The organism is Cnuibacter sp. UC19_7 (genome assembly GCF_042699995.1).
GTDB lineage: Bacteria > Actinomycetota > Actinomycetes > Actinomycetales > Microbacteriaceae > Cnuibacter.
The window spans coordinates 385,378-405,970 of the sequence record NZ_CP170560.1 but is presented as its reverse complement, the minus strand read 5'-3'; the positions used below and the strand labels follow the sequence as shown (position 1 = coordinate 405,970).

The following is a 20,593-nucleotide window of genomic DNA, read 5'->3' as shown; positions in this document are numbered from 1 at the left end:
CGGGGCTTCGACGGATTCGGTGTCGAGGTGACGAAGGGACTCAGTACGACGGGGCGATGAGGTTCTCGGGGACCTCGGCGGCGGCCTCGCGGTCGACGAAGAAGACCGTGCGACGGCGGCCTTCGGCGCCCGCCACGGGCACCTCGTCGATGCTCGCGCCTGCCAGGGCCAGTCCGATGGCGGAGGCTTTGTCGGAGCCCGCCAGCACCATCCAGACGCGGTCGGCAGACTGGATGACCGGGAGCGTCAGTGAGAGGCGCAGAGGAGGCGGCTTGGGGGAGTTTCGCACAGGCACGACCGTCGCATCCTTGATGCGGATCTCGGGGTGCCCGGGGAACAGCGACGCGATGTGCCCGTCGGGCCCGACACCGAGGAAGAGGATGTCGAACCGCGGGTGCGTCGCGCCTTCGGGTGCCGCGGCGGCCAGCTCGTCGGAGTACGCCACGGCCGCCTCGTCGAGCGACTCGATCTCGTCGGACGAGGGGAAGGGGTGCACCTTGGCCGGGTCGACCGGCACGTGGTCGAGCAGCGCGTCGAACGCCTGCTGGTCGTTGCGGTCGGGGTCGCCCTTCGGCACGAACCGCTCGTCGCCCCACCAGAAGTGGATGCGACCCCAGTCGATGGTGTCGGAGGCGGCGGAGGTGCGGATCTCGGTGAGCACCGCACCTCCCATGCCGCCTCCGGTGAGGACGACGTGCGCCTCGTCGTTCTCATCGAGGATGTCGATGATCTTCGTGATGAAGCGCGCGGCGACCGAGCCGGCCAGGGCCTCCTTGTCGGGGTGCACCAGTACGCGTCGGTCGTTCGTCGTCATTGTCGCTCTCTCAGCTCGCGTCGGCGTCGACGCTCGTGTCGGTCTCGAGCATCTCCACGAGGCCCTGGGTGATCACTTCACCGTAGAGCACATCGGGGTCGAGCCTACGCAACTCCTCCGCGAGGCAGTCGCGCAGGTTCCTTCGCGGCAGCGCGAGCGTGTGCGTGGGCTGGTTCGGCTCGGAGAGCGTGGCGACGTTCGGGATGTCGCGCACCAGCTCGATCGGGCCGCTGTCGCGGGTGAGGATCACGCCGTGGATGCCGCTGGAGCCGTTCGCGCGCGACCGCAGGCCGTACTTCACGGGCACCTTGAGCTGGTGGCGCAGCCAGGCGGCCAGCAGCAGGGTCGACGGCGAGTCGGAGGCGCCCGACACCTCGATGTCGGTCACCGGCTCGTACGGCGGCTGGTCGAGCGCCGCGGCGAGCTGAGCCCGCCAGAGCGTGAGCCGCGTCCAGGCGAAGTCGGTGTCGCCGGGGGAGTAGCTGCGCGACCGGGCCATGAGCGACTCGACGGGGTTCGACTCGCTCGAGGAGTCGGTGATGCGTCGCGTGGCGATGCGGCCGAGGCTCGAGGCGGAGACGTCCTCGGGGGCGTGCATGGGCCACCAGACGACCACCGGAGCGTCGGGCAGGAGCAGGCCCGTGACGAGGCTCTCCTCGTCGCTCGCGACGGCGCCATAGGCGCGGAGGAGGATGACCTCGCTCGCGCCCGCGTCGCCGCCGACGCGGATCTGCGCGTCGAGTCGAGCGCCGCGGCCGGTCCGGCCGTTCTCGCCAGGCTCGGTCGAGAGCACGATGACGCGCATCGGGTGCTCGCGCGAGGCGTCGTTGGCCGCCTCGATGGCGACCTCCTCCTCGCCCTGCTCGGTCACGATGATGAGGGTGAGCACGCGGCCGAGGGCCACGGCACCGCCCTCCTCACGGATCTTGACCAGCGACTTCGAGATCTTGCTGGTGGTGGTGTCGGGAAGATCGACGATCACGGCCGCCTCCAGGTCCGGCCGTCGCGGGCGAGCAGGGCGTCGGCGGATGCCGGGCCCCACGTGCCGGGACGGTACTGCTCAGGCTGGCCGAGGGTCGACCAGTACTCTTCGATCGGGTCGAGGATCATCCACGACAGCTCCACCTCGCGCTGACGCGGGAAGAGGGGCGGGTCGCCGAGGAGCACATCGAGGATGAGTCGCTCGTACGCCTCGGGGCTGGCCTCGGTGAACGCGTGGCCGTAGCCGAAGTCCATCGTGACGTCGCGCACCTGCATGCCCGCGCCGGGGACCTTCGATCCGAACCGGATCGTCACGCCCTCATCGGGCTGCACCCGGATGACGAGGGCGTTCTGACCGAGCTCCGCGGTCTGGCTCTCGGCGAACAGGTACTGCGGGGCGCGCTTGAAGACGACGGCGATCTCGGTCACACGGCGGCCGAGGCGCTTGCCCGCCCGCAGGTAGAACGGGACGCCGGCCCAGCGCCGGGTGCCGATGTCGAGGCGGACGGCGGCGTAGGTCTCGGTGGTGGACTCGGGGTTCATCCCGTCCTCCTCCAGGAACCCGGGCACCTTCTCGCCGCCCTGCCAGCCGCCGGAGTACTGACCGCGCGCCGTGATGGTCGAGAGGTCGTCGGGCAGCTTCACCGCCGCGAGGACCTTCTCCTTCTCGGCGCGCAGGTCGGCCGCGTCGAACGAGATCGGCTCCTCCATCGCGGTGAGCGCCATCAGCTGCAGCAGGTGATTCTGGATGACGTCGCGCGCCGCGCCGATGCCGTCGTAGTAGCCGGCACGGCCGCCGACGCCGATGTCCTCCGCCATGGTGATCTGAACGTGGTCGACGTAGTTCGCGTTCCAGATGGGCTCGTAGAGCTGGTTCGCGAAGCGGAGCGCCAGGATGTTCTGGACGGTCTCCTTGCCGAGGTAGTGGTCGATGCGGAACACAGAGTCGGCCGGGAACACGCTCTCGACCACGTCGTTGAGCTCACGAGCCGTCTTGAGGTCGCTGCCGAACGGCTTCTCGATGACGACGCGGCGCCAGTAGCCGTCCTTCTGCTCGGCGAGCCCGGTGCGGCGCAGCTGCTCGGTCACGAGCGGGAACGCCTTCGGCGGGATCGAGAGGTAGAAGGCGTAGTTGCCGTTCGTGCCGCGGTCGCGGTCGAGCTCCTCGATCGTCTGACCCAGCTGCTCGAAGGCCGCATCGTCGCCGAACTCACCCGAGACGAAGCGGATGCCCTCGGAGAGCTGACGCCACACGTCCTCGTCGAACGGGGTCCGCGCGTGGTCGCGCACGGAGTCGTGGACGACACGCTCGAAGTCCTGGTCCTCCCAGTCGCGGCGCGCGAACCCGATCAGGGAGAACCCCGGCGGGAGCAGGCCGCGACTGGCGAGGTCGTAGACCGCGGGCATGAGCTTCTTGCGGGAGAGGTCGCCGGTGACCCCGAAGATGACCAGACCGCTGGGACCGGCGATGCGGTTCAGCCTGCGATCGATGGGGAGCCGGAGCGGATTGGACTCCGGGGTGATGTCGACGGGGGGCATGCGAGATCTCCTTGCTTCAGCTCTCGTGCTGTCGGGTCAGCGGACGGCGTTCAGGACCGCGTCGACCGCACCGCTGTCGGTGAGGTTGAGACGCAGCACCGGACGGCCGTGCTCGTGGAGCACGTTGGCGTCGCCGGCGGCCTGAGCCTGGATCAGCTGCCCGTAGGTGAACGGACGGTCCGGGATCTCGAGGTCCTCGCGGGGGACGCTCGTGATCTGCAGGAACACGCCGATGGCCGGTCCGCCCTTGTGGTACTGGCCCGTCGAGTGCAGGAACCGGGGACCCCATCCGAACGTCACAGGGCGCTTCGACTTCGCGGCGAGGGCGTCGCGGGTCTCGGCGAGCTGCGGCAGCTCGAGGCGGTCGACGTAGGCCTGCACGGCGATGTAGCCGTCAGCCGGCAGCAGCTCGATGAGCTTCGCGATCGCGCCCTCGAGCGTGGTGACGCCGGCGAGCACGTCGTCGGTGCCGCGGACCTCGACGCCCTCGGCGACGAACGCCGGGGCGACGGCCTCGGGCCGCTGGTCGAGGAGACCGCGCGCGGCCGCCTTGGCCGACTCGACGTCGGGCTGGTCGAACGGGTTGATGCCGATGAGACGGCCCGCGACGGCGACCGCGTACTCCCACGTGAGCATGAGAGCGCCGAGGGATCCGCTGATGAGGATCTCGCCCGGGTGGCGCTCGCGCAGGTGGTGGTGGTTCGCGTCGTCGACGAGACGCACGATCTGCACGTCGGGGAGGCCCTCGGTCAGCTCGGGGGAGTCGACGTCGAGCACGACGGGGAGGATTCCCTTGCCGTCCTTGCCCGTCGACTCGGCGATGAGCTGCTCGGCCCAGTCGGCGAACCCCTTGATGTGGGTGCCGTCGGACACGATGCCGAGCTTGTCTCGGAAGGGCGACGTTCCGCCGATGGCCGCGCCGAGGATGAGACCGAAGTTCTCGTCGTCGTCGGCCGACAGGTTGAGCTGGATGGCCTCGGCCTCGTTCAACAGCTCGTCGATGTCGACGCCCGCCAGGCCCGACGGCACGAGACCGAAGGCGGTGAGCGCCGAGTAGCGGCCGCCGACGTTCGGGTCGGCGTTGAACACCGTGTAGCCGGCCTCGCGTGCGGAGGCTTCGAGGGGCGATCCGGGGTCGGTCACGACCACGATGCGCTCGGCCGGGTCGATGCCGGCCTCGCGGAAGGCGTGCTCGTAGGTGCGGCGCTGGCTGTCGGTCTCGAGGGTCGAGCCGGACTTCGACGACACCACGAGGGCGCTCGTCTCGAGCCGGTCGGAGACCGCGGCGCGGACCTGGTCGGGGTCGGTCGAGTCGAGGATGGTCAGCTCGACGCCCGCGGTGCGGGTGATGACCTCGGGAGCGAGGGAGGATCCGCCCATGCCGGCCAGCACGAAGTGGTTCACGCCCTTCGCCAGGAGCTGCTCGCGCAGCTCGTGGATGCGGGGGACCAGCGGACGGGAGATCGCGACGGCCTCGGTCCAGCCGAGGCGCTTCGACGCCTCCGACTCGGCCTCGGGGCCCCAGAGCGCCGGGTCGAGCCCGGTGATGCCCGACGCGACGAGGTCGCGGACGAGCTGGGGAACGTGTGTCTCGACGGCGGTCTTCGCGTCGCCGGAGACGTGGATCGCGACGGTCACTTCGCCGCCTCCAGCTGCCCGGTGATCGCCTCGAGCAGCTCGTTCCACGACACGACGAACTTCTCGACGCCCTCGCGCTCGAGCTGCTCGGTCACGTCGGCGTACGACACGCCCTGTGCGGCGACCGCGTCGAGGACCTTGTTGGCCTCGAGGTAGGTGCCCGAGATGGTGTCGCCCTTGATCTCGCCGTGGTCGAAGGTCGCGTCGAGCGTCTTCTCGGGCATCGTGTTGACGACCTCGGGGGCGGCGAGCTCGACGACGTAGAACGTGTCGGGGATCGACGGGTCCTTGACGCCGGTCGAGGCCCACAGCGGGCGCTGCTTGTTCGCGCCCGCCTCGAGGAGGTACTGGGCGCGCTCGGTGGTGAACGCCTGCTCGTAGACCTCGTAGGCGAGACGGGCGTTCGCGACACCCGCCTTGCCCTTGAGCGCGGCGGCCTCGTCGGTGCCGACCGCCTCGAGGCGCTTGTCGATCTCGGTGTCGACACGCGACACGAAGAACGAGGCGACCGAGTGGATCTTCGACAGGTCGTGGCCCGCCTCCTTGGCCTTCTCGAGGCCCGCGAGGTAGGCGTTGATGACGTCTCGGTAGCGCTCGAGCGAGAAGATCAGGGTCACGTTGACGCTGATGCCCGCCGCGATGGTCTCGGTGATGGCGCCGAGGCCCTCGACGGTGGCCGGGATCTTGATGAGCACGTTCTCGCGGGCGACTCGGTCGTGCAGCTGCTTGGCCTGCGCGATGGTGCCCTCGGTGTCGTGTGCGAGACCCGGCTCGACCTCGATCGAGACGCGGCCGTCGAAGCCCTTCGACGACTCGTAGATCGGGAGGAAGAGGTCGCAGGCGTTCGCGACGTCGTCGGTGGTGATCTCGAAGACGGCGCCGGTCGCATCCTTGCCCGCCTTGGCGAGCTCGGCGACCTGGGCGTCGTACGCGTTGCCCTTGGACAGGGCGCCCGCGAAGATCGTGGGGTTGGTGGTGACGCCGACGACGTTCTTCTCGTCGATCAGCTTCTGCAGGCCGCCGGAGGTGATGCGGTCGCGCGACAGGTCGTCGAGCCAGATGCTGACACCGACCTTCGACAGCTCAGCGGTGGGGGTGTTCTCCGTCATGTTCTCTCCTCGTGATCGTCGTTGTCGAAGGCCTAGAGGGAGGCCAGGGAGGTCTTGGCAGCCTCGAGAGCCGCCTCGGTGGTGATGCCGAACTCGCGGAACAGCGTCTTGTAGTCGGCGGAGGCGCCGAAGTGCTCGATCGACACGGCGCGGCCGTGGTCGCCGATGTACTTGCGCCAGCCGAGCTCGAGCCCGGCCTCGATCGAGACGCGCGCCTTCACGGAGGCGGGGAGCACGTGCTCCTTGTACTCCGTCGGCTGCTCCTCGAACCACTCCAGGCACGGCACGGAGACGACACGGGCGTTCACGCCCTCCTTCGCCAGCTCCTCGCGCGCCTCGACGGCGATCTGCACCTCGGAGCCGGTCGCGAGGAAGATCACGTCGGGGGTGCCGTTCGGCGCCTCGGCGAGGATGTACGCGCCCTTCGAGACGTTCTTCGCGCTGGCGAAGGTGTCGCCGGAGGCGTCGCCCTCACCGCGAGCGAACACCGGGATGTTCTGGCGGGTCAGCGCGATGCCGGCCGGGTCGCGGTGGCGACGCAGCAGCTCGAGCCAGGCGTAGGCGACCTCGTTGGCGTCGCCGGGGCGCACGACCTCGAGGTTCGGGATGGCGCGGAGCGCCCACAGCTGCTCGATCGGCTGGTGCGTGGGGCCGTCCTCGCCGAGCGCGACGGAGTCGTGCGTCCAGACGAAGATCGACGGCACGCGCATGAGCGCGGCGAGACGGACGGCGGGGCGCATGTAGTCGCTGAAGATGAGGAACGTGCCGCCGTAGGGGCGGGTCTTCCCGTGCAGCGTGATGCCGTTGATGATCGAGCCCATGGCGTGCTCGCGGATGCCGAAGTGCAGCACGCGACCGTACTCGTTGCCGGTCCACTCGTGGGTGGAGTGCTCGCTGGGCACGAACGACGCCGCCGACTCGATGGTGGTGTTGTTCGACTCCGCCAGGTCGGCCGACCCGCCCCACAGCTCCGGAAGCTTCTCGGCCAGCGCGTTGAGCACCTTGCCCGAGGCCGAACGGGTGGAGGAGTCCTTGCCCGCCTCGAACACGGGGAGCGCGCTCTCGATGTCGTCGGGGAGCTCGCCGGCCTCGAGACGGTCGAACAGAGCCTTCTTCTCGGGGTTGGCCGCAGCCCAGGCGTCGAAGCCCTTCTGCCACTCGGCCTTGAGCTCGGAGCCACGGGCGATCGCACCGCGGGTGTGCTCGATGACGTCCTCGGCGACCACGAAGGACTGCTCGGGGTCGAAGCCGACGACCTCCTTGAGACCCTTCAGCTCGTCGGCGCCGAGCGCTGAGCCGTGGATCTTGCCGGTGTTCTGCTTCTTCGGGCTCGGCCAGCCGATGATCGTCTTGAGGATGATCAGGGACGGCTTGTCGGTCTCGGCCTTCGCGGCCTCGATGGCCTCGTAGAGCGCCTCGACGTCCTCGACGTACTGCCCGGTCTTCTTCCAGTCGACGACCTGCACGTGCCAGTGATAGGCCTCGTAGCGGGCGCGGACGTCCTCGGTGAAGGCGATGTTGGTGTCGTCCTCGATCGAGATCTGGTTCGAGTCGTAGATGGCGATGAGGTTGCCGAGCTGCTGGTGGCCGGCGAGCGAGGAGGCCTCGCTCGTCACGCCCTCCTGCATGTCGCCGTCGCCGCAGATGACGTAGGTGTGGTGGTCGAACGGGCTCGTGCCCGGCTCGGCGTTCGGGTCGAACAGGCCGCGCTCGTAGCGCTGCGCGTAGGCGAAGCCGACCGAGGAGGCCAGGCCCTGGCCGAGCGGGCCGGTCGTGATCTCGACGCCCTTGGTGTGGCCGTACTCCGGGTGACCGGGCGTGAGCGAGCCCCAGGTGCGGAGCGCCTTGAGGTCGTCGAGCTCGAGTCCGTAGCCCGCGAGGTAGAGCTGCACGTACTGCGTGAGCGACGAGTGGCCCACCGAGAGGATGAAGCGGTCGGCGCCGATCCAGGTCGGGTCGGCCGGATCCTTCCGCATGACCTTCTGGAAGAGGAGGTAGGCGGCGGGAGCGAGGCTGATCGCGGTACCCGGATGCCCGTTCCCGACCTTCTCCACGGCATCCGCCGCGAGGATCTTGGCCGTCGTTACTGCCTTGTCGTCAATGGAGTCCCATTGCAGTGCTGCCACGAGTTCGTGCACCCTTCTGCGTCGCGGCCGGCAACGTGCGGGCCGCATCCTTGTCTACACAGCGAGACGATCCGGTCGAGGGCGAGGCCACTGCCTCACGGGCCCCCGACGCGAAGCACGTGGGCTCACGAATCACCACGCCTGTGTCGCTGCTGACAAGTATATGGACGCACAACGTGCGGACCGCGTGAACATTCCCACAATGACAGGGGGATTGACGACCCTCTCAGGGACACCGTCGCCCGCATCCCGGACCGGACCACGTGTATACATCCCATAGACTGGGTTCCCGGGGCAGATGATGGACGGGATGAGGTCGATGGACGTAGCGGCACCCAGCCGGGTGGAGCGTCCTCCCGTCCGACCCGTCGACAAGGTCAAGGCGTACTTCGAGCTCACGAAGCCGCGCGTCATCGAGCTGCTGCTCGTCACGACCGTCCCGGTCATGATCCTCGCCCAGCGCGGCATCCCCGACCTGTGGCTCATCCTCTGGACCCTCGTCGGCGGTGCGCTGAGCGCCGGCAGCGCCGGGGCGTTCAACTGCTACATCGACCGCGACATCGATCGTGTGATGAACCGCACGTCGAAGCGCCCGCTCGTCACGGGGGTGCTCACCGACCGCGAGGCCCTCGTCTTCGCCTGGACCATCGGCGTGCTGTCGATCGTCGTGCTCGGCGTCTTCGTCAACCTGCTCAGCGCCGCGCTGTCGCTCGGCGCGATGCTCATCTACGTCTTCGTCTACACGCTCTGGCTGAAGCGCCGCACCCCGCAGAACATCGTCTGGGGCGGCACGGCCGGCTGCATGCCGGTGCTGATCGGATGGGCGGCCGTCACGAACTCGCTGTCGTGGGAGGCCCTCATCCTGTTCGGCGTCATCTTCCTCTGGACGCCGCCGCACTACTGGCCTCTGTCGATGAAGTACCGCGTCGACTACAAGGCCGCCGGGGTGCCGATGCTGGCCGTCGTGCGCGGCCGTGTCGTCGTGGGCCTCCAGATCATCCTCTACGCCTGGGCGATGGTGGCCTGTTCGCTGCTGCTCATCCCGGTCGGGCACATGGGCCTCATCTACAGCGCGACCGCGGTCATCGCGGGCGCCTGGTTCCTCTACGAGTCGCACCGCCTCTACAACCGGTCGATCCGCGACCTGGAGATCAAGCCCATGCGGGTCTTCCACGGCTCGATCACCTACCTCACGCTCCTGTTCCTCGCGGTCGCCATCGATCCGCTCGTGCCCTTCCTGCAGTTCTGATGCTCACCCCCTTCGGCTGGCTCGCCGAGCGTATGACGCTCGGCCCTCGCGCGCTCCGCTGGGGCACGACCGCGTCGCTGCTCGTGAGCATCCTCATCATCGTCACCGGGGGAGTGGTCCGCGTCACCGGGTCGGGCCTCGGCTGCCCCACCTGGCCCGCCTGCGACACCGGGTCGCTCGCCACGACGCCCGAGCTCGGCATCCACGGTGTCATCGAGTTCACCAACCGGGCGCTGACCGGCGTGCTCATCGTCGCCGTCGGCTGGGCGATCGTCGCCGCTCGCCTGCAGAAGCCCCGTGACCGCAGCATGACGCGACTGGCCTGGTCGCAGTTCTGGCTCGTGATCGCCAACGCGATCGTCGGCGGAATCTCGGTGCTGGTCGAGCTCAACCCCTACGTGGTCGCGTTCCACTTCATCATGGCGACCGCGCTCCTCACCACGACCACCCTCACCTGGCACCGGGCGCACCGGGGTCAGTCGGCCGCCGTCCGGTTCCCGAGCCGGGTGGGCACGCTCTCCTGGGTCCTCGTGATCGTCACCGCCGTGCTCATCGCCGTCGGCACCACGGTCACCGGATCCGGGCCGCACTCGGGCGACTCCGCCGACGTGCCCCGGATGGTCTTCGTCTGGGAGCAGGTGACGATCGTCCACGGCGTGCTCGGCGTGGCCGCCCTCGTGCTCGGCATCGCGGTGCTGGTGCAGTGCCTCCGCGTCCCCGGCGCACAGCTGGCGGTCCGCCGCTCGGCCACGTTCGTGGCGATCGTCGTGCTGCAGGCGGGTCTGGGCCTCGCGCAGTCGCTCCTCGGGCTGCCCGAGTGGATGGTCGTGCTGCACCTGCTCGGCTCGGCCCTGGTGTGGGTGGGCGCGCTCCGGGTGCTGCTCGACACGCATCCGACGCTCTTCGCACCGAAGACCCCGAGCGGGTCGACTCTCCCTGAGACCCGGGTCACGGTTTCGCCCTGAGCGCCCGATCGCGCCGCAATCCCCTGTAGAATCATGGGGTTCTTCCAGGCCATCCTGGTCGGGAGGACGATCGCCACCGATACCCGAATCGGCGCGGAAACCTCCGCAGACCCTGGGTTCGGCGAGCCTTCCCGGCACGATGGAATGACCGACGTGTGCCGGAGGTTGAAGGCGAGGAAGGGAGTCACTCATGTCAGACGTGCTCATCGACCGACCGGAACTCGAGAACCTCGGGGTGTACGAGTTCGGCTGGTCCGACCCCGACGCCGCGGGTGCGGCCGCCGAACGTGGACTCTCCGAACAGGTCGTCTCGCGCATCTCGAAGCTCAAGAACGAGCCCGAGTGGATGCTCAAGAACCGCCTCAAGGCGATGAGCATCTTCGAGCGCAAGCCCATGCCCACGTGGGGCGCCGATCTGTCGGGCATCGACTTCGACAACATCAAGTACTTCGTCCGCTCCACCGAGAAGCAGGCGACCTCGTGGGAAGAGCTCCCCGAAGACATCAAGAACACCTACGAGAAGCTGGGCATCCCGGAGGCCGAGCGCCAGCGTCTCGTGGCCGGCGTCGCCGCCCAGTACGAGTCCGAGGTGGTGTACCACCAGATCCGCGAGGACCTCGAGGCCCAGGGCGTCATCTTCATGGACACCGACACCGCGCTCCGCGAGCACCCCGAGTTCTTCGAGGAGTACTTCGGCTCGGTCATCCCCTCGGGCGACAACAAGTTCGCCGCGCTCAACACGGCCGTCTGGTCAGGCGGCTCGTTCGTCTACGTGCCGAAGGGCGTGCACGTCGAGATCCCGCTGCAGGCCTACTTCCGGATCAACACCGAGAACATGGGCCAGTTCGAGCGGACGCTGATCATCGCCGACGAGGACAGCTACGTCCACTACATCGAGGGCTGCACCGCCCCCATCTACAAGAGCGACTCGCTGCACTCGGCCGTCGTCGAGATCATCGTGAAGAAGAACGCCCGCGTGCGCTACACGACGATCCAGAACTGGTCGAACAACGTCTACAACCTCGTCACCAAGCGCGCGATCGCGCACGAGGGCGCGACGATGGAGTGGATCGACGGCAACATCGGCTCCAAGGTGACGATGAAGTACCCGTCCATCTACCTCGCGGGCGAGCACGCCAAGGGCGAGACCCTCTCCGTCGCGTTCGCCGGCCCCGGTCAGCACCAGGACGCCGGCGCGAAGATGATCCACATGGCGCCATACACGCAGTCGTCGATCGTGTCGAAGTCGATCGCCCGCGGCGGTGGCCGCGCCGGCTACCGCGGCGAGGTCCGGGTCGACGCCAAGGCGCACCACTCGGCCAACACGGTCCGCTGCGACGCGCTGCTGGTCGACACGATCTCCCGCTCCGACACGTACCCGGCCATCGACATCCGCGTCGACGACGTGCAGCTCGGCCACGAGGCGACGGTCTCCAAGGTCTCCGAGGAGCAGCTGTTCTACCTCATGAGCCGCGGCATGCCCGAGGACGAGGCCATGGCCATGATCGTGCGCGGCTTCATCGAGCCCATCGCCCGCGAGCTGCCCATGGAGTACGCGCTCGAGCTCAACAAGCTCATCGAGATGGGCATGGAAGGATCCGTCGGCTGACCATGGCTGAGGCAACACCCGCAACCCCCGCCCAGCACGGCGCGCAGGCGCACTCCGACGGAGGCTGGGCCCTGGTCCCCGTGCAGACCCGCTCCGAGCGCTTCACGTCGACCTCGGTCGACGACTTCGGCGCCGTCTCCGGTCTCGAGTTCGAGTGGAAGTTCGCGCCCGTCGCGCGCTTCTCGCAGCTCCTGTCGGGCGCGCTCGACGGCTCCGACCTCTCGTCGCAGATCTCGAGCGAGCTCGCCGACGGCGTGACCCTCTCGTGGATCGACCGCGTCGATGCCGCCATCGGCGGCGCGGGCGTGCCCGAGGAGCGCGCGTCGGCGAACGCGTGGTCGTCGTTCTCGCGCGCCCTGCACATCCGCGTGTCCGGATCCGTCTCGGGCGACTCCGTCGTGCGGGTCTCCGGCCTCGGCACCGAGGCGCGGGCCGCGCACACGGTGATCACCGCCGAGCCGCAGTCGTCGGGCATCGTGATCCTCGAGCACACCGGCGAGGCGAACCTCAGCGAGAACGTCGAGATCGTCGTCGGCGAGGGCGCGAACCTCACCGTGGTGACCGTGCAGGAGTGGGACGACTCGGCCGTGCACCTCGCCAGCCACTTCGCCCGCATCGGCCGCGACGCGACGCTCAAGCACGCGATCGTGTCGCTCGGCGGCGGGGTCGTGCGCGTCAACCCGTCGCTCCAGCTCGTCGAGCAGGGCGGATCGGTCGAGTCGCTCGGCCTCTACTTCGCCGACGGCGGGCAGTACATCGAGCAGCGCCCCTACGTGAACCACGTCGCCGCCGACACCCGCAGCCGCGTCACCTTCAAGGGTGCGCTGCACGGCGCCGGCGCGCACACCGTCTGGGTGGGCGACGTCCTCATCGGCCCGCACGCCGACGGCACCGACTCGTACGAGCAGAACCGCAACCTCGTGCTCTCCGACGGCACCCGCGCCGACAGCATCCCCAACCTCGAGATCGAGACCGGGAACATCCAGGGTGCAGGGCACGCCTCCTCGACCGGACGGTTCGACGACGAGCAGCTGTTCTACCTGCAGTCGCGCGGCATCTCCGAGGAGGAGGCACGCCGGCTGGTCGTGCAGGGCTTCCTCGCCGAGATCGTGCAGCAGCTGGGGTCGGAGGCGCTCGAGCTGCGCCTGACCGCCGCCATCGAGCACGAGCTCGCCGCGATCCGCGCTGCATCCGCGCCCGCCTCGGAGGGTGTCGAGTGAGCGCCGAGAAGGTCTGCTCGGTCGACGACGTGCCCGTCAACCAGGCGCTGCGCGTCGTCGTCGGTGGCGCGCCCATCGCCCTCGTGAAAGACAGCGCGGGGGAGTGCCACGCCATCGGCGACACCTGCACGCACGGCGACATCTCGCTCGCCGAGGGCTTCGTCGAGGAGGACACCCTCGAGTGCTGGGCCCACGGCTCCAAGTTCTCTCTCGAGACCGGCATGCCGCTCACGCTGCCGGCCTACGAGCCCGTCCCCGTCTACGAGATCTCCATCGTCGACGGCGACGTCTACATCGACCCGACCAAGACGAAGGTGATCAACTGACATGTCCACTCTGAAGATCGAAGACCTGCACGTCAGCGTCGAGACCGACCAGGGGACCAAGCAGATCCTCCGCGGTGTCGACCTGACCGTGGGCGAGGGCGAGACCCACGCCATCATGGGCCCCAACGGCTCCGGCAAGTCGACCCTCGCGTACGCCATCGCCGGGCACCCGAAGTACCACGTCGAGTCTGGCTCCGTCACCCTCGACGGCCAGGAGCTGCTCGACATGAGCGTCGACGAGCGCGCCCGTGCGGGCCTCTTCCTCGCGATGCAGTACCCGGTCGAGATCCCGGGTGTGTCGAACGCCAACTTCCTCCGCACCGCCAAGACCGCGATCGACGGCCAGGCGCCGGCGATGCGCCCGTGGCTCAAGGAGGTCGACGCCGCCATGACGGGGCTCCGGATGGACAAGTCCTTCCGTGAGCGCAACGTCAACGAGGGCTTCTCCGGCGGCGAGAAGAAGCGCAACGAGATCCTCCAGCTCGAGCTCCTGAAGCCCAAGTTCGCCGTGCTCGACGAGACCGACTCGGGTCTCGACGTCGACGCGCTGAAGATCGTCTCCGAGGGCGTCAACCGCGCCAAGGAGAACACCGGCGCCGGCGTGCTGCTCATCACGCACTACAACCGCATCCTGCGCTACGTGAAGCCCGACTTCGTGCACGTGTTCGTCGCCGGTCGTGTGGCCGAGCAGGGCGGCCCCGAGCTCGCCGTGCAGCTCGAGAACGAGGGCTACGATCGCTTCCTCGCCGGTTCGAACGTAGGCTGACGGCATGGTCACGACACTCGAGCCTGCCCTCTTCGACAAGGTCGAAGAGGCCCTGAAGGATGTGATGGACCCGGAGCTCGGCGTCAACGTCGTCGACCTCGGACTCATCTACGACCTCGGCTGGGACGACGAGCTCGACGCTCTCGTCATCAGCATGACCCTCACCTCGGCCGGCTGCCCGCTCACCGACGTGCTCGAGGAGCAGACCGGCGAGTCGCTCGACGGCATCGTCGAGCGCTTCCGCATCAACTGGGTCTGGATGCCGCCGTGGGGCCCCGACCGCATCACCGACGACGGCCGCGAGATGATGCGCGCCCTCGGCTTCGCCATCTGACGGCGATCGTCGGTCGCTTCGACACCGAATACTGGAAAGCCCCGCGACTATCGCGGGGCTTTCCGTGTTTCGGTGTCGAGGTGACGGTAGCCCGGGCCTCCCCGGCTCAGTGGCCCATGCCGAGGCCGCCGTCGACGGGGATGACCGCGCCCGTGATGTACGCGGCGTCGTCGCTCGCGAGCCACGCGACGGCCTTCGCGATCTCCTGCGTGTGCCCGAAGCGCGCGGCCGGGATGCTCTTCTTGTAGTCCTGCTGCTGCTCCTCGGGCAGCACGGCGGTCATCTCGGTCTCGATGAAGCCAGGGGCGACGACATTCGCGGTGATGCCGCGGGCACCGAGCTCACGCGAGAGCGAACGGGCGAAGCCCACGAGAGCGCTCTTCGACGATGAGTAGTTGATCTGCCCGGGGGAGCCGTAGAGGCCGACGACGCTCGAGATGAGGATGACGCGGCCGAAGCGCTGCTTGAGCATCCCCTTCGACGCGCGCTTCACGGTGCGGAACGCACCCGTGAGGTTGGTGTCGATCACGTCGGTGAAATCGTCCTCGGTCATGCGCAGGAGGAGGGTGTCCTTCGTGATGCCCGCGTTCGCGACCACGACCTCGACTGGGCCGAGCTCCTGCTCCACCCGGGTGAACGCCGCGTCGAGCGATGCCGCGTCGGTCACGTCGGCGGCGACGGTGAGCGCCCCCTCCGGTCCGCCGGAGCCCGAGCGCGAGGTGACCGCGACCCGGTGCCCCAGAGCGACGAACTCCTCGGCGATGGCGTATCCGATGCCTCGGTTTCCTCCGGTGATGAGCACTGTCCTGGGGGTCACGGTGACGCCTTTCGTTCGATCGCGGTGATGCCTGTCGGCTCCCGTCCGCACCTCGGCGACGACTGAGCCGCATACCAGCTTAGGAGCAGTGGAGCAGGCGTACTCTTGAGAGATCCACTGACGAGAAGCGAGCATGAAGAAGCAGCAGCAGTCGGTGACGAGCCTTCCTCCCTCTCCCGAGGACGAGCGCCGCACCCGAATGATCAAGTACCTCATCGTGATGGGCATCCGCATCCTGTGCCTCATCGCGGTCTTCTTCGTCCTCCAGTGGTGGTGGGCGGTGGCGCTCTGCGCCGCCGGTGCGATCGTGCTGCCGTACGTGGCCGTCCTCATCGCCAACCAGACCATGAACACCGCCGTGGCGGCGCCCGAACGGCCCGGGGCTATCCAGGTGTACCGGATGCCGCCCGCCGGCTTCACGCCTCCCGCCGACTTCACACCTCCCGCCGACGACGAGCGGAAGGCCTCGTGATCGGTCTGAGCGCACCGCAGCCCACGCAGTGCTCGAGGGCGGGGTGCGCAGAGGATGCGTCGTGGCGCGTGGAGTGGCGCAATCCGCGCATCCATGCCGAAGACCGCCGCAAGGTGTGGCTGGCGTGCGACGAGCACGTCGAGTACCTCCAGGGCTTCCTCTCGTCCAGATCGTTCCCGGTCGAGGTGCTGGCGATCGGCGCCCCCGCGTCGACCGAGCCGATCGGCGTGGCAGCCGGGGGCACATCGTGATCGGCTGGCGGTTCCTCCTCAGCCGGCGTTGGGCGGGCTACCTGGCGATCGCGCTCGTCTTCGCCACGGTCTGCGTCAGCCTCGGGTGCTGGCAGCTCGCGCGCCGCGCGGAGGCGCGTGCCGAGATCGACCGGGTCGCGACGAACTTCGACGCCGATCCGACACCGCTGTCGCAGGCCCTGCCCGAGCTCGACTCGTACGACGAGTCGCAGAAGTGGCTCACGGTGAGCATGACGGGCACGTACCTCCTCGACGACCAGTTGCTCGTGCGCAACCGCCCGCTCGACGGCAACCCGGGGTTCGAGGTCCTCACCCCGCTCCAGCTCTCGAACGGCGACGTCTTCGTCGTCGACCGCGGCTGGCTGCCGACGGGCCAGAACCAGGACGCGCCGGATGCGGTGCCGACGCCTCCGTCGGGGACCGTGTCGGTCGTCGTCCGCCTGAAGGCGGGGGAGCCCCACCTCGACTCCCGCGGGGCGACCGAGGGGCAGATCGCGACGATCGAGCTCCCGCTCATCGAGCAGCAGGTCGGCGAGCCTACCTACACCGGTGCGTACGGGTTGCTCGCTACCGAAGACCCCGCTGCCGCTGACCGCCCCCTCGCCGTGGCCAAGCCGGTCCCGGACGAGGGGCCGCACCTGTCGTATGCGTTCCAGTGGTTCGTGTTCGCCCTGCTCGGCTTCGTCGCGCTCGGCTACATCGCGCGCCAGGAGTATCGGCTGGTCAACTCCGACGACCCCGACGAGCAGGAGCGCGCCGCCGAGCGGGCGCGGAAGCGGGCGGCGAAGCGCAGCGACGCCGACATCGAGGACGACATCCTCGACGGACGGGGCTAGGCCGCCGATCCGCGTGGCTCCGCACGTCTCGTCGTGGCTCGGCTCGCGCCGCGGCTCGGTCGGCTCGGCTGGTCTCGCCGGCTCAGGCGAGGCTGATGAGGTCGGCGTAGTCCTTGTTCCAGTGGTCCTCGACGCCGTCGGGGAGGATGAGGACACGCTCGGGGTTGAGCGCCTCGACGGCACCCTCGTCGTGGCTGACCAGCACGACGGCGCCCTCGTAGTGGGCCAGCGCATCCAGGATCTCATCGCGGCTCGCCGGGTCGAGGTTGTTCGTCGGCTCGTCGAGCAGCAGCACGTTGGCGCCCGAGACCACGATCATGGCCAGCGCCAGACGGGTCTTCTCTCCGCCGGACAGCACGCCCGCCGGCTTGTGCGAGTCGTCGCCCGTGAAGAGGAACGAGCCCAGGACACGGCGCGCCTCGGTCTCGGTGAGGTTCGGCGAGGCCGACATCATGTTCTCGAGCACCGAGCGCTTGACGTCGATCGTCTCGTGCTCCTGCGCGTAGTAGCCGATACGCAGGCCATGTCCCGGCTCGAGCTGCCCGGTGTCGGGCTTGTCGACACCGCCGAGGATGCGCAGGAGCGTGGTCTTGCCCGCACCGTTCAGCCCGAGCACCACCACCTTCGAGCCGCGGTCGATGGCGAGGTCGACGGCGGTGAAGATCTCGAGCGAGCCGTAGCTCTTCGAGAGGTTCGACGCCATCAGCGGGGTGCGACCGCACGCGACGGGGGTGGGGAAGCGCAGCTTCGCCACACGGTCGACGGCGCGCACCTCCTCGAGACCGGAGAGCATCTTCTCGGCCCGCGCGACCATCTGGTGCGCGGCGGCGGCCTTCGAAGCCTTGGCGCCGAAGCGGGCAGCCTGCAGCTGGAGCTGGCTCGCCTTCTTCTCGACGTTGACGCGCTCCTTCTTGCGGCGCTCCTCGTCGGCCTCGCGCTGCTTGAGGTAGTTCTTCCAGCCCATGTTGTACACGTCGATGACCTGGCGGTTCGCATCGAGGTAGAACACGCGGTTGACCGTCTCACCCACCAGCTCGATGTCGTGGCTGATCACGATGAAGCCGCCGTTGTAGCCCTTGAGGAACTCGCGCAGCCAGACCACGGAGTCGGCGTCGAGGTGGTTGGTCGGCTCGTCGAGGATGAGGGTCTCCGCATCCGAGAACAGGATGCGCGCCAGCTCGATGCGGCGGCGCTGACCACCCGAGAGGGTCTTCAGAGGCTGGTCGAGGATGCGGTCGGGCAGGCTGAGGTTCGAGGCGATCGACGCTGCCTCCGCCTCGGCCGCGTAGCCGCCGAGCGCGGTGAAGCGGTCGGTGAGGTTGCCGTAGCGCTTCATGGCGCGCTCGCTCACCGCCGGGTCGTCGGACGCCATCTCGAGCGACGCCTCCTGCATTCCGAGCACGAGCGAGCCGAGGCCGCGAGCGTCGAGGATGCGTGTGCGGGCCAGCTCCTCCGGGTCGCCGGATCGCGGGTCCTGCGGGAGGTAGCCGAGCTCGCCGGTGCGCTGCACCTGCCCCTCGTTCGGCAGCAGGTCGCCGGCGAGGACCTTCGTGAGCGTGGTCTTCCCCGCACCGTTCCGGCCCACGAGACCGATCTTGTCGCCGCCTGCGACGCGGAACGACACATCCTCCATCAGGGTGCGCGCACCCACTCTGATGGTGAGATCGGTGACGGCGAGCACAGGCGAAGTCCATTTCTTTCGTTGCGTTGCCACAACGGTGGGGAGGGGGATGCGTCCTAGTATATTTCGCAGGGCTGGTGCCACCGTGAGTGCTCGCTCTCCGCGCAATCGACGCGCACCCGCTGCGGCTCGGCACATCCGACGCAGCGCCGCCGAATCTCGACGACAGGAGACCGCATGTCGACCGTCTCGCTCGCCTACGGGCGCCCGACCATCGCCGATCGCCTCATCCCCCGCTCGCTGGTCACCGACATCGTCCTGGTAGCTGCCGGCGCGGGTCTGACCGGGCTCCTCGCTCAGTGGATGATCCCCGTGGGGCCTGTGCCGTTCTCGGGTCAGACCCTCGCCGTGCTGCTCGTCGGCGCGTCGCTTGGCGCCGCGCGCGGCGCGATCTCCCTCGCGCTGTACGCGCTGCTCGGTGTGGTGGGTGTGCCGTGGTTCACCGACGGCGCGCACGGACTCTCCGTCCTGATCGGCGGGACCGGCGGCTACATCCTCGGCTTCATCGCCGCCGCCGCCCTCGTGGGCTGGCTGGCGCAGCGCGAGTGGGACCGGAAGATCGTGGGTGCGATCGTCGCGTTCCTCGCCGGGAGCGTCACGATCTACGCGATCGCGCTGCCCTGGCTCGCCGTGGTCGGCGGCTACGACCTCGCCACGACCCTCACGTACGGCCTCTACCCCTTCATCCTGGGCGACGTGATGAAGGCCCTCGTCGCCGGCGCCGCCCTCCCGCTCTCCTGGAAGCTCGTCGCCCGCCTCAAGCGCTGACGCGTCACCTCGACACCGTTTCTTCGGAAGCCCCGCCCGTACGGAGGGGCTTCCGTCGTTTCGGTGTCGAAGTGACGCGCTCACAGCTCGACGAGCCCGGCCCGGCGGTGTCCCGCCGACCAGCGATGCTCGCGGCGCGCGATGAGCGACCGCAGAAGTGCAGCCACACGGGGCCACTCGTACATGACCTGCGCGTACGTGAGCCTGAGGACGAGATAGCCGCGCTCCTTCAGGGCGAGATCGCGTCGGCGGTCGGCCGCGAAGGCCGCGGCCGGCGAGTGCGTCTCCCTGCCGTCGACCTCGACCACGAGCCGATCGCCGATGAGGAAGTCGACCCTGCCCACTCCGCCGATGGCGACCTGACTCCGCAGCGGGAGGTTGAGCGCCCTGCACCCGAGTCGGAAGTGCGTCTCGATGCCGGACTGGGCACCCGGATCGAGGAGATCGGCGTAGTCCCGGTAGAACTGCGGGAGGTCGGCGAGCACGGTGAGGACCTCGCCGCGACCCAACAGCCCCAGGTTGAGGACCGAGTCGAGCACGGCGACCGCCTCGTCGCGCGGGAGACATCGCACCGCGAGCCCGAGGGCGACGTCGATCCGGTCGACGATCGGATCCTCCGCCCGCCCTGTGTCGGAGCGGTGGATCACCGCGGCTGAGGACGGTAAGCGACGCGCGGTCCTGGGCACCCGGAGGTGCACGACGTGGTCCTGGGGCGTGTGCACCTTGCCGAGCGACAGAGCGCTGACGCACGTGATGCGTCCGCCCAGACGAGCCGCCGACACGAGCCGGGGATCCGCCTCGAGCAGAGCGGCCCATCCTCGCCGTGGATGGAAGATCTGCCCACGGAGGACGGCGCCACGAACCTGCACAGGGGAGTGGCCGTGTGCAGCGAGGAGTGCAACGGGTGCCACGCCGCCGTGGCGGGCGAGGGTCTCGACGACATCCATCCGGCCAGCGTCGCCGAGACCGGGCAGTATCAGGGTCGCCTCAGCCAGTTCTGTGGAGAACGTCGGCTCTGGGTCGTCGGTGCAGGAACGGGCGAACTCTCTGCCAGAGCCGTACGACCGTCACCTCGACACCGATTCCACCCGA

At 68.9% G+C, this 20,593-nt stretch carries 20 protein-coding genes; 11 read left to right on the top strand and 9 right to left on the bottom strand.

All coding sequences use genetic code 11. The features are described 5' to 3' along the window. Window positions 1-40 precede the first annotated feature (40 nt). Genes pgl through tkt form a run of 6 tightly spaced genes read right to left on the bottom strand, consistent with a single transcriptional unit; the run spans window position 41 to window position 8,207 of the window. The gene (gene pgl / locus ACFJGV_RS01995) at window positions 41-814 is read right to left on the bottom strand and encodes a 6-phosphogluconolactonase (protein ID WP_378146440.1); all 774 of its coding nucleotides are present in this window, start codon (window positions 812-814) and stop codon (window positions 41-43) included. A gap of 10 nt (window positions 815-824) precedes the next feature. Next, a complete protein-coding gene (locus ACFJGV_RS01990; protein WP_378146439.1) occupies window positions 825-1,796 on the bottom strand; it encodes a glucose-6-phosphate dehydrogenase assembly protein OpcA in 972 nt (323 codons plus the stop codon). After that, the gene (gene zwf, locus ACFJGV_RS01985; RefSeq protein WP_378146438.1) at window positions 1,793-3,334 is read right to left on the bottom strand and encodes a glucose-6-phosphate dehydrogenase; all 1,542 of its coding nucleotides are present in this window, start codon (window positions 3,332-3,334) and stop codon (window positions 1,793-1,795) included. Before zwf ends, ACFJGV_RS01990 begins: the two co-directional genes overlap by 4 nt. A 36-nt stretch (window positions 3,335-3,370) precedes the next feature. Beyond that, window positions 3,371-4,972 (bottom strand): glucose-6-phosphate isomerase, encoded by a 1,602-nt coding sequence (locus ACFJGV_RS01980; RefSeq protein WP_378146437.1) that lies wholly within the window; start codon window positions 4,970-4,972, stop codon window positions 3,371-3,373. Continuing rightward, on the bottom strand, window positions 4,969-6,081 hold the full coding sequence (gene tal, locus ACFJGV_RS01975; RefSeq protein WP_378146436.1) for a transaldolase: 1,113 nt from the start codon (window positions 6,079-6,081) through the stop codon (window positions 4,969-4,971). The genes ACFJGV_RS01980 and tal overlap by 4 nt, the downstream gene beginning before the upstream one ends. A 32-nt stretch (window positions 6,082-6,113) precedes the next feature. After that, window positions 6,114-8,207, bottom strand: coding sequence for a transketolase (tkt, locus tag ACFJGV_RS01970; protein ID WP_378146435.1), 2,094 nt, complete (start codon window positions 8,205-8,207; stop codon window positions 6,114-6,116). Between the two features lie 319 nt (window positions 8,208-8,526). Between tkt and ACFJGV_RS01965 the strand changes: the two genes are divergently transcribed. The 7 genes from ACFJGV_RS01965 to ACFJGV_RS01935 all read left to right on the top strand — a co-directional run bounded on the left by ACFJGV_RS01965 (window position 8,527) and on the right by ACFJGV_RS01935 (window position 14,676). Next, entirely contained in the window at window positions 8,527-9,456 is a 930-nt protein-coding gene (locus ACFJGV_RS01965) for a heme o synthase (protein WP_378148608.1), read from the top strand. After that, window positions 9,456-10,421 carry a heme A synthase gene (locus tag ACFJGV_RS01960; protein WP_378146433.1) on the top strand — a complete coding sequence of 322 codons (966 nt, stop codon included), beginning with the start codon at window positions 9,456-9,458 and terminating at the stop codon, window positions 10,419-10,421. Before ACFJGV_RS01965 ends, ACFJGV_RS01960 begins: the two co-directional genes overlap by 1 nt. A 190-nt stretch (window positions 10,422-10,611) precedes the next feature. Continuing rightward, a complete protein-coding gene (sufB, locus tag ACFJGV_RS01955; protein WP_378146432.1) occupies window positions 10,612-12,030 on the top strand; it encodes a Fe-S cluster assembly protein SufB in 1,419 nt (472 codons plus the stop codon). Window positions 12,031-12,032: 2 nt separating this feature from the next. Beyond that, complete coding sequence (gene sufD, locus ACFJGV_RS01950; protein ID WP_378146431.1) at window positions 12,033-13,250, top strand: Fe-S cluster assembly protein SufD; 1,218 nt, start codon at window positions 12,033-12,035, stop codon at window positions 13,248-13,250. Continuing rightward, window positions 13,247-13,576 carry a non-heme iron oxygenase ferredoxin subunit gene (locus ACFJGV_RS01945; protein WP_378146430.1) on the top strand — a complete coding sequence of 110 codons (330 nt, stop codon included), beginning with the start codon at window positions 13,247-13,249 and terminating at the stop codon, window positions 13,574-13,576. Before sufD ends, ACFJGV_RS01945 begins: the two co-directional genes overlap by 4 nt. Window position 13,577: 1 nt before the next feature. Further along, entirely contained in the window at window positions 13,578-14,342 is a 765-nt protein-coding gene (gene sufC / locus ACFJGV_RS01940) for a Fe-S cluster assembly ATPase SufC (RefSeq protein WP_085019482.1), read from the top strand. Window positions 14,343-14,346: 4 nt separating this feature from the next. Then, window positions 14,347-14,676, top strand: a complete 330-nt coding sequence (locus ACFJGV_RS01935; protein ID WP_378146428.1) for a metal-sulfur cluster assembly factor — start codon at window positions 14,347-14,349, stop codon at window positions 14,674-14,676. 106 nt (window positions 14,677-14,782) lie between these two features. On the opposite strand, the gene fabG is transcribed toward ACFJGV_RS01935, so the two are convergent. After that, window positions 14,783-15,493 (bottom strand): 3-oxoacyl-ACP reductase FabG, encoded by a 711-nt coding sequence (gene fabG / locus ACFJGV_RS01930; RefSeq protein WP_378146427.1) that lies wholly within the window; start codon window positions 15,491-15,493, stop codon window positions 14,783-14,785. Between the two features lie 133 nt (window positions 15,494-15,626). Between fabG and ACFJGV_RS01925 the strand changes: the two genes are divergently transcribed. Genes ACFJGV_RS01925 through ACFJGV_RS01915 form a run of 3 tightly spaced genes read left to right on the top strand, consistent with a single transcriptional unit; the run spans window position 15,627 to window position 17,052 of the window. Beyond that, window positions 15,627-15,965 carry a DUF3099 domain-containing protein gene (locus ACFJGV_RS01925; protein WP_378146425.1) on the top strand — a complete coding sequence of 113 codons (339 nt, stop codon included), beginning with the start codon at window positions 15,627-15,629 and terminating at the stop codon, window positions 15,963-15,965. Then, window positions 15,962-16,216 carry a hypothetical protein gene (locus tag ACFJGV_RS01920; RefSeq protein ID WP_378146423.1) on the top strand — a complete coding sequence of 85 codons (255 nt, stop codon included), beginning with the start codon at window positions 15,962-15,964 and terminating at the stop codon, window positions 16,214-16,216. Before ACFJGV_RS01925 ends, ACFJGV_RS01920 begins: the two co-directional genes overlap by 4 nt. Further along, window positions 16,213-17,052, top strand: coding sequence for an SURF1 family protein (locus ACFJGV_RS01915; RefSeq protein WP_378146421.1), 840 nt, complete (start codon window positions 16,213-16,215; stop codon window positions 17,050-17,052). Before ACFJGV_RS01920 ends, ACFJGV_RS01915 begins: the two co-directional genes overlap by 4 nt. Before the next feature lie 82 nt (window positions 17,053-17,134). On the opposite strand, the gene ACFJGV_RS01910 is transcribed toward ACFJGV_RS01915, so the two are convergent. Beyond that, on the bottom strand, window positions 17,135-18,733 hold the full coding sequence (locus ACFJGV_RS01910) for an ABC-F family ATP-binding cassette domain-containing protein (RefSeq protein WP_378146420.1): 1,599 nt from the start codon (window positions 18,731-18,733) through the stop codon (window positions 17,135-17,137). A 177-nt stretch (window positions 18,734-18,910) separates the two neighbouring features. Between ACFJGV_RS01910 and ACFJGV_RS01905 the strand changes: the two genes are divergently transcribed. Next, window positions 18,911-19,501, top strand: a complete 591-nt coding sequence (locus tag ACFJGV_RS01905) for a biotin transporter BioY (RefSeq protein WP_378146419.1) — start codon at window positions 18,911-18,913, stop codon at window positions 19,499-19,501. Window positions 19,502-19,581: 80 nt separating this feature from the next. Here the strand turns inward: ACFJGV_RS01905 and ACFJGV_RS01900 are convergent, their stop codons facing one another. Beyond that, complete coding sequence (locus tag ACFJGV_RS01900) at window positions 19,582-20,148, bottom strand: DUF559 domain-containing protein (protein WP_378146418.1); 567 nt, start codon at window positions 20,146-20,148, stop codon at window positions 19,582-19,584. Window positions 20,149-20,593: the final 445 nt, after the last annotated feature.